The sequence below is a fragment of the Corallococcus sp. AB032C genome, assembly GCF_003668935.1.
Classification (GTDB): domain Bacteria; phylum Myxococcota; class Myxococcia; order Myxococcales; family Myxococcaceae; genus Corallococcus; species Corallococcus exiguus.
In genome coordinates, this window is sequence record NZ_RAWP01000023.1 from 86316 (window position 1) to 103135 (window position 16820).

Here is a 16820-nt window from a genome sequence, read left to right on the forward strand (position 1 = left end):
TCAGGCGGCCGCGAACTGCCGCTCCACCAGGCGGCGGTACAGGCCTTCCTGCTCCATGAGGGAGGCATGGCTGCCGCTCTGGACCACCTGCCCGCCTTCCAGCACCAGCACGCGGTCCGCGCCGAGCACCGTGGACAGGCGGTGGGCGATGATGAGCGTGGTGCGCCCGCGCATCAGCCGCTCCAGGGCGTCCTTCACCAGGTGCTCGCTCTCCGCGTCGAGCGCGCTGGTGGCCTCGTCCAGGACGAGCAGGCGCGGGTCCTTGAGGATGGCGCGGGCAATGGCCACGCGCTGCTTCTGGCCGCCGGAGAGCTGCACGCCGCGCTCGCCCACGGAGGTGCGGTAGCCGTCCGGGAAGCGGCAGATGAAGTCGTGCGCGTTGGCGGCGCGGGCGGCGGCCTCCACCTCGGCCTCCGTGGCGTCCAGCCGCCCGTAGCGGATGTTGTCGAAGATGGAGCCGGAGAAGAGCATGGGCTCCTGCGCCACCACGCCAATCTGCTGACGCAGCCACTCCGGGTCCACCGTGCGCAGGTCCCGCCCGTCCAGGAGGAGACTCCCGCCCTGCGGGTCATACATGCGCGCCAGCAGCCCGGCGATGGTGGACTTGCCCGCGCCCGACGGGCCGACGATGGCCACCACCTCGCCGGGCTGGATGGCCAGGTTGAGGTCCTTCAGCACGGGCGCGTCTGGCCGCGTCGGGTAGGCGAAGCGCACGGCCTGGAACTCGACATGGCCCTGGAGGGGGTCGATGCGCTCTCCGCCGGAGATGGGCATGCCGGGCTTGCGATCCAGCATGTCGAAGACGCGCTCGGCGGAGCCGGAGGCCCGCATGAAGTCCGCCCACAGGTCCGTCAGCCCGCTCACCGACATGGAGACCAGCGTGGTGTAGACGAGGAAGGAGGTGAGGCTTCCAATCGACAGGTCGCCCCTCAGCATCAGCCGGCTGCCGTACCACAGCACGAGGGACCCGGCGATGAAGCCACCGAAGGTGCTGCCGCCGATGAAGAAGGCGGACAACTGGGTGCGCCGGCGGGCCAGCGCGAGCGCCTTCGCCAGGGCGACGCGGTAGCGGCCCCCCTCGTGGCGCTCGGCCGCGAAGGAGCGCACGGTGCGGATGCCGACGAAGATCTCCTCGGCCACCGCGTTGGACGCGGCGTGCTCGTCGTTCACGCGCCGGGAGGTCAACCGCATGCGCCGGCCATACACCATGGCCACCACCACCACCGGAGGCACCACGGTGAGCATCAGGAGCGTGAGCGTGGGCGAGGTGTAGAAGAGCAGCGCCACGCCGCCCAGCACCTGCGCCCCGCTGCGCAGCGCCATGGCGATGTTGCCGCTCACCGACTGCTGGAGCACCGCCGTGTCGGCGCCCAGCCGGGTGACCAGCTCGCCCGTCTTGCTGTTGTCGAAGAAGGCCACCTCCTGGGACACGAGGTGGGAGAAGAGCCGCTCGCGCAGCGCCTGCACGACGTTTTCGCCCGCGCTGGTGAAGAAGTAGTAGCGCAGCGCGTTCGCCACGGCCGTGACCGCGAAGATGACCGTCATCCAGAGCGTGGCCCGGTCGATGAGGGCCTGGTCCCGGGCGCCGAGCGCCTCGTCGATGATGAGGCGGATGGCCTGCGGGAAGAGCAGGGACAGCCCGCTGCCGATGAACAGGAAGAAGACGCCCGCGGAGAGCCTGCGCGCCTCGGGACGGGCAAGGCTCAGGATGCGGCGCGGAGTGACGGAGGACGCGGCAGGGGGCATGGGGCGGTCGGACGAGGAGGCGCGGTGGGCGTTTCCGGCCGGGTGACGGAGTCACCGGAAACGGTGGGGGCGGGGGACGCGGGCGGCGTCAGGCCGCCTGGGCCTGCCTGCGGCCACGGGTTTCGAGCGCGAGCCGCTCAAGGGTGTCGATGGCCACGCTGTCCTTGCGCATGGCCTTCAGCTCCTCGGAGAGCTTCTGGACGCGCGCGTGGAGCACCTGGTCCTTCAGCAGGGCCTGGACGCGCTCGCGGATGGCCTCCGGCGTGGCCTCGCGCAGCGACAACTGGTAGGCGAGTCCCTGCTTCTCCAGCAGCTCCGCGTTGAGCGGCTGGTCGGCGAACAGGGGGATGATGAGCATGGGCACGCCGTGCCGCAGGGCCCGGCCCACCGCGCCCCAGCCCCCGTGCGTCACCAGCGCCGCGACGTGGGGGAAGACCTGCTCGTGGGGCAAGAAGGCCTCGGTGCGGATGTGGGGGCCCAGGTTGTCGGGCACGTCGCGGGCGCCGGCCGTGGTGGCCAGGACCGGCATCCCCGTGGGGTCCAGGGCCTTCAGCACCCGGCGCATCAGCCCTCCGTCCTGGCCCACGCTGGTGGTGCTGACCAGCACGGTGCCGGGCGCGATGGGGCCGAACGTCGCGGAGTTCTCCGCGGTCGCCCCGTCGAAGGCGATGGTGCCCGCGTAGAGCTGCTCGCCCCGCCGGGGGATTCCCGTCAGGAGGTTCTCCGACACCATGGCGAGGTGGAGCTCGCTGGAGCCCATGGTCTGGAACAGCTCGGCGTGCTTCGCGGCGCGCGGCGGCAGGCCGAGCTTCGCCCGCGTGCGCCGCAGGGGCAGGAACGCGTCCACCAGGGCGTGCGTCAGCCGGGGCATGCGCCGCGCGAGCCGGCCCGGTGGCGAGGCGCGCAGCAGCACCGGCAGCCCGTCCGCATCGATGACGCTCCCCAGGTTGCCGGTGCTGATGGCGGGAATGCCCAGCCGCTCCGCCGCGTACCCCGCGCCGAAGGCGAAGTAGTCGTACACCACGCAGTCCACCTGCTCACGGCGCAGCAGGGGCTCCAGCTCGTTGCAGTAGTCCTCCGCGCTGCCCAGCACCGCGCGGCGGTAGCACACGTACCAGTAGGCCCTGCGCAGCAGCAGCGAGATGCGCATCCAGCCGGGAAGCGTCTCGCGGGCGGCCTCCAGCCGGTCCAGGAGGCCCCGGTAGTCGCGGGCCGGGACCAGCTCCGCTCCCGAGGCCTCCACCTCGGCGGGGACGGCCGCCTCGGTGAACACGAGCACCCGGTGCCCGCGAGCGACCAGGCTCTGGGCCAGGTCGAGCACGCGCGTCAGGTGGCCCTTCATCTGGCCCTTGCCGCCCGGCGTGACCATGAGGAAGGTGGCCCGGTCACCCTGCCGCGCGGGAGTCGTGGGGGTCTGCATGGGGGACCTCGGGGGAGGCGCCACGGCCCGGGTCACCCCGGGCGGGGCCGTGTTAGCGGAGGAAGTACTCGGCCTGACCGTAGGGCATGCCCGCCGGAATGCCCTTCTCCGCGCAGTACGCGAGCAGCTTCCGGGACTCGACGAGCTGCGGGGAGTTCTCGTGGTAGCCCATCACCATGACGTGTCCCAGCCACGGCTCGCGGCCCATGGCGTAGATGTGGACCTGCCCGGGCTTGAGCCGCTGGACGATTTCAATGGCGCGCACGGCGTTGGAGCCGTTGAGCCTGCGCGACTGGTCCATCTTGCGCTGCATCGGCGCGGGCAGCAGCGGGCCGTACATCCAGCTCAGGGGCCCGCCCTCGGATTCCATGCCCAGCCACATCATGTCGATGTGGCCCACCTCGCGGTGGATGTGCTCGTACAGGTGGGGCTCCAGCGCGTTGGAGTCCGCCGCCATCAGCAGGGACTTGCCCTCCAGCTTGACGAGGTGGGCCAGCTTGGCCTGGATGTCCAGGTCGCCGTGCTCGCCGATGAATGGCAGCCCGATGAGCTCGCCGCCGGGGAGCGGCAGGGACTCCAGCTCCGCCAGCGCCACCACGTTCTGGAAGCCCGCCTGCTTGAGCATCAGCTTGAGCGACGGGTCCGCCAGGCTGCCACCGCCGGCGGCCGGCACGACGAGGGTGCCGATGCGGTGCCGCAGCTGCAGCAGCGGCTCGAACATCAGGTGGTCCGCGTGGCCGTGGGTGATGAGGACGTAGTCGATCTTCTCCGGCAGGTCCGCGAAGGTGTAGCGCGGCAGGTCCGTGGGGAAGTCGTAGCTGACGACCGGGTCCGTGAGGATGCTGACGTGGCGTGACTCGATGAGCGCGCACGCGTGGCCGAAGTAGCGCACGCGCACCCCGTCCCCATCGTACCGGGGCGCCGGACGCGGGGGCTCTTCCGTGAAGAAGGCGGCGAAGGTGTCCGCGTCCTTCTCCGCGATGCCCAGCGCCTCGCGCACGGGCGCCACCGGCGCCGGGGTGCGGCTCATGGCGAAGAGCCGGTCAAGGGCCTCGTGCCGGTAGGGCACCTTCACCTGGAGGCTGCCGTCCGCGGTGTCCAGGCGCGGCGTGCTGAAGACGTACGGGCGCGCGTCCCCGTGGATGAGCCGCATGGACAGGCTCTGCGAGGACTCGCGGTGGAAGGGGCTGCGGTAGAGCAGCGCCTCGAAGAAGCGCGGCGAGGCCCGGTTGTTCAGGTCGTACGTCAGCTCCACGTAGCCGCGCAGCAGGTCCGGCACGCGCGGGTACAGGTCCTCCAGCGAATATCCCTCCGCGGTGGCCAGCAGCTTGTCCAGCTCCAGCATGGCCTTCGCGTACTGGAGCGACAGCGCCTCGTCCTTCAGCGTGCGCTCCAGCAGCGCCTTCACGTCGCCCACCCGGTCCACGCCGAGGTTGAGGTAGGGGCCGCCGCGCAGCGCCGGGCTCTTCAGCGCCGCCACGTGGATGGCCGGGTTGGCCACGAAGGACTCCATGATCTTCACATGGAGGTTCGCCACGAACAGCGGCGCCGTCATGGGCGAGGCCAGGAACCACCACGCGTACCACTGGTTGTAGAGCGGCTCGGTGACGACGTTTTGTTTCAGGAACAATGCGGGCTGAGACATCCTTCAATCCTTGGTGGCGCACGCCCTCGTGAGCGCGCACGGTCCGGCGGCTCCCTCGGGTCACGACCTGGGTCAGCTGCGGGTCACTGCGTGCGCTGGGGCAGTTTGCCACAATCAGTGAAATTGTATAGGTGTCAGCCCAGCCATAATTGCATTCCGTGCATTATAGGCTCTCTGTAAAAACTGCGGTGCAACCGGGAAATATACATTTCAGAGGATAGGTATGGGTGCAGGGCTTACCCCTCGTGGCGGCACGTTGGTGGAGTTGTTGTTGGGGCGGGCGGAGACGAAGCCGGACGAGCGCCTCTACACCTTCCTGGAAGAAGACGGCCCGGACGCGGAGCTGACGTATCGCGGGCTGGATGCGCGGGCGCGGCGTATCGCGGTGGCGCTCCAGGAGTCCACGCCCGCCGGTGAGCGCGCGGTGCTGCTGTATCCGCCGGGGCTGGAGTACGTGGCGGGCTTCTTCGGATGTCTGTACGCGGGGGTGGTGGCGGTGCCGGCCTACCCCCCGGATCCGATGCGGCTGGAGCGGACGCTGCCGCGGCTGAGGGCCATCATCCAGGACGCGCAGGCGACGGTGGTGCTCACCACGTCCTTCGTGCTGTCGATGAAGGAGGCCCTCTTCGAGTTCGCGCCGGACCTGGCGGCGCTGCGCTGGGTGGCCACGGACGAACTGCCGGAAGGCGGGGAGGCAGGTTGGCGGGGCACGGAGGCGGATCCGGAGTCGCTGGCGTTCCTCCAGTACACCTCTGGCTCCACGGGCACGCCGCGCGGGGTGATGCTGAGCCACGGCAATCTGTTGCACAACCTGAGGCTCATCTCCGGGGCCTTCCAGGTGCGCGCCGACAGCGCGGGCGTCATCTGGCTGCCGCCGTACCACGACATGGGGCTCATCGGAGGCATCCTCCAGCCGCTGTACGCCGGCTTCGCGTGCACGCTGATGTCGCCGATGACGTTCCTCAAGAACCCCTTCCGGTGGCTGGAGGCGCTGTCGCGCACCCGGGGCACCATCAGCGGAGGGCCCAACTTCGCCTTCGACCTGTGCGTGCGCAAGGTGTCGGAGGAGCAGCGGCGCCAGCTGGACCTGAGTCGTTGGGAGGTGGCGTTCTGCGGCGCGGAGCCCATCCGTGCGGAGGCGTTGGATCGCTTCGCGGAGGCGTTCGGGCCGAGCGGCTTCCGCCGGGAGGCGTTCTACACGTGCTACGGGCTGGCGGAAGGGACACTCATCGCCTCCGGCGCGACGAAGGGCCACGTGCCGGTGCTGCGCACGCTGGACCGCAAGGCGCTGGAGCTGGGCCGGGCCGAGTCCCCGTCCGCGAGCACGGAGGCGCGCACGCTGGTGGGCTGCGGCAAGTCCCTGGAGGATCAGGAGCTGCGGGTGGTGCACCCGGAGCTGCGCGAGCCGTGTCCCCCGGGCGTGGTGGGGGAGGTCTGGGTGTCGGGACAGAGCGTCGCGCGCGGGTACTGGCGGCGGCCCGAGGAGTCCGAGGCGTCCTTCCAGGGTCGGCTGGCGGACGGGCGTGGTCCCTTCCTGCGCACCGGTGACCTGGGCTTCCTCGACGCGGACGGTGAGCTCTTCGTCACCGGCCGCATGAAGGACCTCATCATCCTGCGCGGGCGCAATCACTACCCGCAGGACCTGGAGCTGACCGCGGAGTCGAGCCACCCGGCGCTGCGGCCCGGCTGTGGCGCGGCCTTCGCCGTGGAGGTGGGCGGCCAGGAGCGGCTCGTCCTGGTCCAGGAGGTGGACCTGCGCCGCTACGCGAACCTGCGCCAGCAGTTCGAGGCGGGCGAGGTCGCCCTGGGCGCCATCCGCCAGCGGCTGGCCGAGGGGCACGAGGTGCGGCCCCACGCGGTGGTGCTCATCGAGCCGGGCAGCCTGTCGAAGACGTCCAGCGGCAAGGTGCAGCGCCGCGCCACCCGCGCGGCCTATCTGGAGGGCTCGCTGCGCGTCGTGCTGGCCTGGGAGGAGGAGGGTCCTCCGGAGGGTGGTCCTGCCGGTGGCGGTGGTTCCGGGGGGCCGTCGAGTGGGTCTTCGTCCGGGCCGTCCTCGCCACCGTCCTCCGGGCCGGGCGGAGGGACGGCGCGCGCCGAGGGCGGGGCCGGCGCTCCGAGCCGGCTGGAGGCGGTGGAGGCGTGGCTGGTCTCGAGGCTGGCGGCGCGGCTGCAGCTGCGCCCCGAGTCGCTCCGGCTCGACGAGCCCATCACCCGCCACGGGTTGGACTCGCTGGCCGCCGTCGAGCTCGCGAACGACGTGGAGACCGGCCTGGGCGTGGCGCTGCCCATGGAGGTGCTCCTGCAGGGCCCCAGCCTGTCCGAGCTGGCCCGCCGCATCTGCGCGAAGCAGGAGGGGGCCCACCGGGGCGCGCCCACCCGGACGTCGAGCGAGGACGCGGTGCCGCTGTCCTTCGCGCAGCAGCGCCTGTGGTTCCTCCACCAGTTGGAGCCGGGCAGCCCGCTGCACCACATCCCCGCGGCCGTGCGCCTCACCGGCGAGCTGGACGTGGCGGCCCTGTCGGGGGCCCTCGGTGCGCTGGTGCGGCGTCACGAGGCCCTGCGCACCACGGTGGATGAGCGGGACGGCGTGCCCGTGCAGCGAGTCCTCGCCCACCTGGACGTGACGCCGCGGGTGGAGGACCTGACGGACGTGCCCGCGGCCCGGCGCGAGGCGGAGATGCACCGGCGCCTGCGGGAGGAGGCGTGCCGCCCTTTTGATCTGACGCACGGCCCGCTGCTGCGCGCGCTCCTGTTGCGCACCGGGGAGCGGGAGCACGTGCTGCTGCTGGTGGTGCACCACCTCGTGGCCGACGGCTGGTCCCTGGGCGTGCTCGTGCGCGAGGTGGGCGCGCTCTACGCCGCGCTTCGCGAGGGCCGGGACGCGGCACTGCCGGCGCTCCCCGTGCGGTACGTGGACTACACGGCCTGGCAGCGGGAGTGGCTGAAGGGCGACGTGCTGGAGTCCCAGCTCGCGTGGTGGCGCCAGCGGCTCGCGGGCGCGCCGCCGGTGCTGGAGATGCTGGGGGACTCGCCTCGGCCGCCCGTGCAGTCCTACCGGGGCGCGAAGCGGCCCGTGCGCCTGTCCGCGGAGCTCACCCGGGCCGTGCGCGAGTTGGCCGTGCGGGAGGGTGTGACGCCCTTCATGGTGTTGCTGGCCGCCTTCCAGGCGGTGTTGCACCGGTACTCCGGCCAGGAGGACGTGTGCGTGGGCACGCCGGTGGCGGGCCGGACGCACGCGGAGCTGGAGGGGATGGTGGGCGTGTGCATCAACACGCTCGTGCTGCGCACGCGGGTGGAGGGACAGCGGTCCTTCCGGGAGCTGCTGGCGCGCGTGCGCGAGGTGACCCTGGGCGCCTATGCCCACCAGGACGTGCCCTTCGAGCTGCTGGTGCAGGCCCTGCAACCAGCGCGCTCGCGCAGCCACGCGCCGCTCTTCCAGGCCATGCTCATCCTGCAGCCTGCCTCGGCGGTGTCGCCCGCGCTGCCCGGCGTGGAGGCGCGCCTGGAGGACGTGGACACCGGCACGGCGCAGTACGACCTGACGCTGTCGCTGCACCAGGTCCAGGGCGCGCTGGAAGGGACGCTCGAGTACAGCACCGACCTCTTCCAGGCCTCCACCGCCGCGCGGCTGGTGTCGAACCTGGAGACGCTGCTGACGGGCGCCGTGGCGGAGCCCTCGCGGGCGGTTTCCCAGCTGCCGTTGCTGTCGGAGGACGAGCGGCGGCGGGTGTTGGGGGAGTGGAACGCCACGCGCCGGCCCTACGAGGATGCGGGGCTCGCGGCGCTGCTGGAGGCGCAGGCGGCGCGCACGCCGGACGCGGTGGCGCTGGTATGTGGCACGGAGCGCCTCACGTACCGCGCGCTGCACCGCCGGGCGAACGCGCTGGCGTCGCGGCTGCGCGCGGAGGGCGTGGGGCCCGAGGTCGTGGTGGGCCTGTGCGTGCGCCGCTCGGTGGAGCTGGTGGTGGGGATGCTGGGCATCCTCAAGGCGGGAGGCGCGTACCTGCCGCTGGACCCCAACTACCCGGTGGAGCGGCTGGCGTACATGTTGGAGGACTCGGGGGCACGCCTGCTGCTGACGCAGGCGTCGCTGGCTGGGACGCTGGGCGCGGACGGTGTGCGCCCGGTCCTGGTGGACGCGCCGGAGGCGCTCGGCGAGGCGTCCGAGCACGGGCCCGGCGACGGCGCGGGTCCGGAGCACCTGGCGTACGTGCTGTACACGTCGGGCAGCACGGGGCGCCCCAAGGGCGTGCAGGTGGTGCAGCGCAACGTGGCCAACTTCTTCGCCGGCATGGACGAGCGCGTGCCGGTGGGGCCTCGGCCGGTGTGGCTGGCCGTCACCAGCATCTCCTTCGACATCTCCGTGCTGGAGTTGCTGTGGACGCTGGCGCGCGGGTTCCAGGTGGTGGTGCACGGGGACGAGGTGGGCGCGGCCTCGGTGCTGGCGGAGGTGCGCCAGCACGCGGTGACGCACCTGCAGGGCACGCCGTCGCTGGCGCGGGCGCTGCTGCTGGAGCCCGGAGCCGAGGACGTGCTGGGCACGCTGCGCTGCCTGCTGGTGGGCGGTGAAGCCCTTCCTCCGGCGCTGGCGGCATCGCTGGCGAGGCGGCTGCCCCGGCGGCTGCTCAACATGTATGGCCCGACGGAGACCACCGTCTGGTCCTCCACGCACACGGTGGGGGCGGCGGAGTCGCCGGTGCCGATTGGCCGGCCCCTGGCCAACACGGAGCTGTACGTGCTGGACGCGCACCTGCGCCCGGTACCGGGAGGCGTGGCGGGAGAGCTGTACATCGGCGGCGAGGGCGTGGTGCGCGGCTACCGCGGCCGCCCGGAGCTGACGGCGGAGCGCTTCATTCCGGATCCGTTCAGCGAGAGGCCGGGGGCGCGGCTGTACCGGACGGGAGACCTGGCGCGGTGGAAGGCGGACGGGACGCTGGAGTTCCTCGGCCGCGTGGACTTCCAGGTGAAGGTGCGCGGCTTCCGCATCGAATTGGGCGAGGTGGAGGCCGTCCTCGCGCGGCACCCTGGTGTCCAGGCCGCGGTGGTGTCCGCCCGCGAGGAGGCGCCCGGGGACCGGAGGCTGGTGGCGTATGCCGTGCCCCGCCCGGGACACACGCTGGACGTCGGCTCGCTGCGCGAGCACCTGCGGCGCGGGCTGCCGGAGTACATGGTGCCCTCGGCCTTCGTGGTGCTTGCTGCGCTGCCGCTGACGCCCAACGGCAAGGTGGACCGCAAGGCGCTGCCCGCGCCGGAGGGCCGGGGGCTGGAGCCGCGCCGCGAGGCCTTCGTCGCGCCGCGCACGCCCACCGAGGAGCGGGTGGCGGGACTCTGGGCGCGCCTGCTGCAGGTGGAGCGGGTGGGCCTCCACGATGACTTCTTCGAGCTGGGCGGGCACTCGCTGCTGGCGGCCCGGCTGGTGGCCGCGGTGCGCGCGTCGTTCGGCGTGGAGGTGCCGCTGCGGGACGTGTTCTCGGCCCCGACGGTGGCCGGCCTGGCGGAGCGCCTCCAGGCCGCGGCGGGAGGCGGGCAGGCCTCGGCGCTGCCCCCGGTGCGGCCCGTGGCTCGCGGCGAGACGGCACCGCTGTCGTTCGCGCAGCAGCGGCTGTGGTTCCTGGACCAGATGGAGCCGGGCAACCCGGCGTACAACGTCCCCGGCGCCGTGTGGCTCGACGGCGCCCTCGACGTGGCCGCCCTCGAGGAGGCGCTCCGCGAGGTGCTCCGGCGTCACGAGGCCCTTCGGACGCGCTTCAGTGAGCAGGAGGGAGGACCCGTCCAGGTCATCTCGCCCGTGCCGGACGGCCCGCTGTTGGAGGTGGTGGAGGTCCAGGGCGGGGATGCGGCCGCGCGCGAGGACGAGGCCCTCTGGCGCTCCCGTGAGGAGGCCCGCCGTCCGTTCGAGCTCACGCGCGGGCCGTTGATGCGCGCCACGCTGCTGCGGCTCGGGGTGCATGAGCACGTGCTGCTGCTGACGCTCCACCACATCATCTCGGATGGCTGGTCGCTGCGGGTGCTGGTGCGCGAGGCGGTGCAGGCCTATGGGGCCCTCGTCGAGGGACGCGCCCCCGTGCTGCCACTGCTCCCGGTGCAGTACGCGGACCATGCGCTGTGGCAGCGGGAGTGGCTCCGGGGCGAGGTGCTGGACGCGCAGGTGGCATGGTGGCGCGAGCAGCTGGAGGGGGCGCCTCCCGTGCTGGACCTTCCCACCGACAGGCCCCGCACGGCGGTGCAGGGCTTCCGCGGCGCGCTGCTGCCAGTCCAGTTGCCCCGGGAACTCTCCGGCGCGCTGAAGTCGCTGGCCCGTGCGGAGGGCGTCACGCCCTTCATGGTGCTGCTGGCGGGGTTCCAGGTGCTGCTGTCGCGGTACTCGGGACAGCAGGACGTGAGCGTGGGCACGCCGGTGGCAGGGCGCCACGGCGCGGAGGTGGAGGAGCTGATCGGCGTGTTCATCAACACGCTGGTGCTGCGCACGAAGCTGGAGGCCGAGGCGTCCTTCCGGACATTGCTGGGACAGGTGCGCGAGACAACCCTGGGCGCGTTCGCGCACCAGCAGGTGCCCTTCGAGCGGCTGGTGCAGGCGCTCCAGCCCGAGCGGCGGCTGGGGTACTCGCCGCTGTTCCAGGTGATGCTCATCCTCCAGCAGGATCTGCAGGCCGAGCTGAACCTGCCAGGGCTGAGTGCGCGCCTGCGCGACGTGGATGTCGGCACCTCCCGCTTCGACTTCACGCTCTCCCTCGCGGACACGGCGGAGGGATTCCAGGGGACGCTGGAATACAGCACGGACCTGTTCGAGGCGGCGACGGTGCAGCGGATGCTGGGGCACCTGCGCGTGCTGCTGGAGGCGGCGGTCGCGGCGCCGGAGCGCAAGCTGTCCGAGGTGACGCTGCTGACGGATGCGGAGCGTCAGCAGGTGGTGAAGGGGTGGAACGCGACGGAGCAGGAGTACGCGCGCGAGAGCAGCATCGCGGAAGAGTTCGAGCGTCAGGTGGAGCAGAGGCCGGACGCGGTGGCGGTGGAGTGCGGGGAGGAGAAGCTGAGTTACCGGCAGCTCGATGAGCGAGCCAACCAGCTGGCGCACTTGCTGAGGAGCAAAGGGGTCGGAGCCGAGGAGCGGGTGGGGTTGTGCCTGGAGCGCTCGGTGGAGCTGGTGGTGGCGCTGGTGGGCATCGCGAAGTCCGGAGGCGCGTACGTGCCGCTGGAGGCGGACTACCCCCAGGCGCGGCTGGAGCAGATGGTGGGCGAGGTGAAGCCGCGGGTGGTGGTGACGCGGCGGGCGCTGGCGGAGAAGCTGCCGGTGCAGGGCGTGGAGTGCGTACTGCTGGAGGAAGTGCAGGCGCAACTGGCCCAGCAGCCGAAGCACGCGCCGAAGAGTGGAGTGGGTGGACGCAACCTGGCGTACATCGACTTCACGTCGGGAAGCACGGGCAAGCCCAAGGGCGTGTGCACCGAGCAGCGGGGCGTGCTGCGCACGGTGAAGGGGACGAAGTACGCGCAGCTGGGGCCTGAAGAGACGCTGCTGCTGATTGCACCGGTGTCGTTTGACGCTTCGACGCTGGAGGTATGGGGCAGCCTGCTGAATGGGGCGCGGCTGGTGGTGTACCCGCCGGGCCCGGTGGGAGACGTGGAGGAGCTGAAGCGGGTGGTGAAGGGGAAGGGCGTCACGACGCTGCACCTGACGGCGGGACTCTTCGCGCAGGTGGTGGACGCGGACGTGGAGGTGCTGCGGGGCCTCAAGCAGTTGCTGACGGGCGGAGACGTGGTGTCGGCGCCGCATGTGCGCCGGGTGGTGGAAGAGCTGAAGGTGCCGGTGACGGCGTGCTACGGCCCGACGGAGAACACGCTCTTCACCAGCTGCCACCGGATGACGGAAGGCAGCCAGGTGGGCGAGGTGGTGGCCATTGGCCAGCCGATTGGGAACACGCGCGTGTACGTGCTGGACGCGGCGCTGAATCCTGTACCGGTGGGTGTGGCCGGAGAGTTGTACGCGGCCGGCGAGGGCGTGGCGCGAGGCTACCTGGGAAGCGCGGAGCTGACGGCGGAGCGCTTCATGCCGGACCTGCACGGAGGCCTGGCCGGAGAGCGGATGTACCGGACGGGAGACCTGGCGCGGTGGCGCGCGGACGGGACGCTGGAGTTCCTGGGCCGTGCGGACACGCAGGTGAAGGTGCGGGGCTTCCGCATCGAGTTGGGCGAAGTGGAGGGAGCGCTGCGAGCGCACCCGGCGGTGAAGGAAGCGGTGGTGGTGGCCAAGGGCCAGGGCGCGGGTGACAAGCGCCTTGTCGCCTACGTCGTCGGTCATGGCACCGAGCTTCTGGATGTAGGGGAGCTGCGCCGCGCGCTCCAGAGCCGGGTGCCGGAGTACATGGTCCCCGCGATCTTCGTGCCCCTGGAGGCGCTGCCGCTGACGTCGAACGGCAAGGTGGATCGCAAGGCCCTGCCCGAGCCGGAAGGCATTCGTCCGGAGCTGGCGCGTCAGTACGTGGCGCCTCGCACGGAGGTGGAGAAGACGCTGGTGGAGGTCTGGGCCCAGGTGCTGGGGCTGGATCGCGTGGGCGTGCAGGACAACTTCTTCGAACTGGGCGGTGACTCCATCCTGAGCCTGCAGGTGGTGTCCCGCGCGAAGAGGGCGGGCCTGGAGGTGACGCCGAAGCAGCTCTTCCAGAAGCAGACGGTGGAGTCGCTGGCGCAGGTGGTGAAGGCCGCGCAGGTGGTGGCCGCGCAGGGCCCGGTGGAAGGCCCGGTGGAGCTGACGCCTGTGCAGCAGGCGTTCTTCGAGCAGGAGCGGAGTCAGCCGCACCACTTCAACCAGTCGCTGTTGCTGGAGGTCTCGCGCGCGCTGGACGCGGCGGTGCTGGAGAAGGCGCTGGGCGAGGTGGTGAAGCACCACGACGCGCTGCGGATGCGCTTCGAGCGGGTGGACGGGGAGTGGAAGCAGCGCAACGCGAGCGTGGAAGAAGCCGGCGCGCTGAAGCTGGAGCAGATGGACCTGCGCGGTGCGCAGGACATCGCCACCGAGCTGGAGCAGGTGGCGACGCGGGTGCAGGGCAGCCTGGACCTGGAGAAGGGCCCGCTGGTGAAGGCGGTGCTCTTCGAACTGGGAGAGAAGGGCCGGCGGCTGCTGGTGGTGGTGCACCACCTGGTGGTGGATGGGGTGTCGTGGCGGGTGGTGGTGGAGGACGTGGAGCGGGCGTGCGAGCAGGTGGCGAGGGGCGAGGCGGTGGAGCTTGGGCCGAAGAGCGCCTCGTACCAGCAGTGGGCGCAGAGGCTGAAGGAGTACGCGGGGCAGGTGGAAGGCGAAGTGGCGTACTGGGAAGCCCAGGGCGCCGAGCAGGTGCCGTCGCTGCCGGTGGACGAGGCGGGAGGCCGCAATGAGACGGGCCTGGAGGGAGAGGTCCGTCTGGAGTTGAGCCGTGAGGAGACGGCGGCGCTGCTGCGCGAGGTGCCCGGGGCGTACCGGGCGCGGGTGGATGAGGTGCTGCTGGCGGGCCTGGCGGCGGCGCTGAAGAAGTGGAGAGGGCTGGAGCGGGTGAGGGTGGAGCTGGAAGGCCACGGGCGCGAGGAGGAGGTGGGGCTGGAGGTGTCGCGTACGGTGGGTTGGTTCACCAGTGTGTACCCGGTGGTGGTGGAGGCGCCGAAGGCGGAGGGCGCGGGCGCGTGGGTGAGGGCGGTGAAGGAGTCGGTGCGGCGGGTGCCCGGCAAGGGGCTGGGCTTCGGGCTGCTGAAGTACCTGGGCGCGGAAGAGTCGCGGCGCAAGCTGGCGGCGCTGCCGAAGGCGGAAGTCGTCTTCAACTACCTGGGGCAAGTGGACGCGACGGCGGCGCAGTCGAAGTACTTCGCGCCGGCGAAGGAGAAGGCGGGCGAGGCGCAGGCGAAGGGCGAGAAGCGCGCGCAGGTGCTGGGCGTCAACGGACTGGTGGTGGGCGGCCGCTTGGAAGTGGCCATCGACTACGGCCGGGAGCTGCACCGGCGCGAGAGCGTGGAGGAGCTGGCGCGGCACTACGCCCAGGAGTTGCGTCAGCTGCTGCGGCAGCGGACGGAGTCCGAAGCGGGGCTGTGGACGGCGGTGGACTTCCCGCTGGTGAAGGCCAGCGCACAGCAGTTGGAGAAGGTGCTGGGCCGTGGCGAGGGCGTGGAGGACGTCTATCCGCTCTCCCCGTTGCAGCAGGGTCTGCTCTTCCACTCGCTGCTGGAGGCGGGCAGTGGTGTCTACGTCGAGCAGCTCACCTGGGAGGTGCGCGGCGGACTCGACGTCTCGGCGTTCAGGAAGGCGTGGGAGACGGTGGTGGAGCGGCTGGCCGTCCTGCGCACGCGCTTCCTCTGGGAAGGGATCGAGGAGCCGCTGCAGGTGGTGCAGCGCACGGTGCAGCTGCCGTGGGAAGAGCGTGACTGGAGCAGCCTCGGGCGCGAACAGCAGCGGAGCGCGCTGGACGAGTACCTGAAGGCGGACAGCCGCCAGGGTTTCGAGCTGGGCCAGGCGCCGCTGATGCGCATGGCGGTGATGCGGCTGGGCGAAGACGGCTGGCGCTTCGTCTGGAGCCACCACCACCTATTGCTGGACGGCTGGAGCCTTGGCCTGGTGCTGGAGGAGCTGTTCGCCACCTACGAGTCGCTGGTGACGGGCGCGCAGGCGCGAGGCAGCGCTCGCTCCGCCTACCGCGAGTACATCGCGTGGCTCGGGAAGCAGGACACGAAGACGGCGGAGGCGTACTGGCGTGAGGCGCTGAAGGGCGTGAGCGCGTCGACGCGATTGCCGCTGGAGGCGCGTGGCTCGAAGAGCATCAAGGGCCAGCAGGAACTGCATGTGCAGCTGACGGAGGAGGAGACGTCGGCGGTGCAGGGCTTCGCGCAGCGGCAGCAGGTGACGGTGAACACGCTGGCGCAGGGCGCATGGGCGCTGGTGCTGGGACGCCACGCGGGCGAAGGCGAAGTCGTCTTCGGCGCCACGGTGGCGGGCCGTCCGACCGAGCTGGACGGCGTCGAAGGCATGGTCGGCCTCTTCATCAACACGCTCCCGGTCCGGGTGAAGCTGCCAGGGGACGAGGTGGTGGCGGAGTGGCTGAAGGGGCTCCAGAAGCAGCAGGCCGAGCAGCGGCAGTTCGAGCACAGCGCGCTGGTGCAGGTGCAGGGCTGGACCGACGTGCCGCGCAGGCAGCCGCTCTTCGAGAGCCTGCTCGTCTTCGAGAACTACCCCATCGATGACTCCCTCAAGCGCAGGACGGCCCAACTGGACGTCCGGGACGTGTGGCTCGGGGAGCGGACGAACTATCCCCTCACGCTGTCGGTGATCCCAGGTCCCCAGCTGCGATTGAGGCTGGCCTACGAAACCTCCCGCTTCGAGACGCGCGGGATGGATGCGCTGCTGAATCAGTGGAAGGTGGCGCTGCTGGAGCTGGTGGCGAGCGCCAGCAAGCGGTTGGAAGCGGTGACGCTGCTGACGGATGCGGAGCGTCAGCAGGTGCTGAAGGGGTGGAACGCGACGGAGCAGGAGTACGCGCGCGAAAGCAGCATCGCGGAGGAGTTCTCGCGTCAGGTGGCGCAGCGGCCGGACGCGGTGGCGGTGGAGTGCGGAGAAGAGAAGCTGACGTACCGGCAGCTGGATGAGCGAGCCAACCAGCTGGCGCACTTGCTGAGAAGCAAGGGAGTTGGAGCCGAGGAGCGGGTGGGGTTGTGCCTGGAGCGCTCGGTGGAGTTGGTGGTGGCGCTGGTGGGCATCGCGAAGTCCGGAGGCGCGTACGTGCCGCTGGAGGCGGACTACCCCCAGGCGCGCCTGGAGCAGATGGTGGGCGAGGTGAAGCCGCGGGTGGTGGTGACGCGGCGAGCGCTGGCGGAGAAGCTGCCGGTGCAGGGCGTGGAGTGCGTACTGCTGGAGGAAGTGCAGGCGCAACTGGCCCAGCAGCCGAAGCACGCGCCGAGGAGTGGAGTGGGCGGGCGCAACCTGGCGTACATTGACTTCACCTCGGGAAGCACGGGCAAGCCGAAGGGCGTGTGCACGGAGCAGCGGGGCGTGCTGCG

Annotated in this window: 4 protein-coding genes; 1 reads left to right on the plus strand and 3 read right to left on the minus strand. The window is 71.4% G+C overall.

What is annotated here, in order from left to right; all coding sequences use genetic code 11:
• From D7X99_RS13185 to D7X99_RS13195, 3 genes are all read right to left on the minus strand, one after another.
• Nucleotides 1–1746 (minus strand): ABC transporter ATP-binding protein, encoded by a 1746-nt coding sequence (locus tag D7X99_RS13185; RefSeq protein ID WP_121778108.1) that lies wholly within the window; start codon nucleotides 1744–1746, stop codon nucleotides 1–3.
• An 88-nt stretch (nucleotides 1747–1834) separates the two neighbouring features.
• On the minus strand, nucleotides 1835–3166 hold the full coding sequence (locus tag D7X99_RS13190; RefSeq protein ID WP_121778109.1) for a glycosyltransferase: 1332 nt from the start codon (nucleotides 3164–3166) through the stop codon (nucleotides 1835–1837).
• A gap of 52 nt (nucleotides 3167–3218) precedes the next feature.
• On the minus strand, nucleotides 3219–4811 hold the full coding sequence (locus tag D7X99_RS13195) for an MBL fold metallo-hydrolase (protein WP_121778110.1): 1593 nt from the start codon (nucleotides 4809–4811) through the stop codon (nucleotides 3219–3221).
• Nucleotides 4812–5034: 223 nt separating this feature from the next.
• Between D7X99_RS13195 and D7X99_RS13200 the strand changes: the two genes are divergently transcribed.
• Nucleotides 5035–16820 (plus strand): non-ribosomal peptide synthetase (locus D7X99_RS13200; protein WP_147476144.1); only part of this gene is annotated, 11786 nt, incomplete at its 3' end.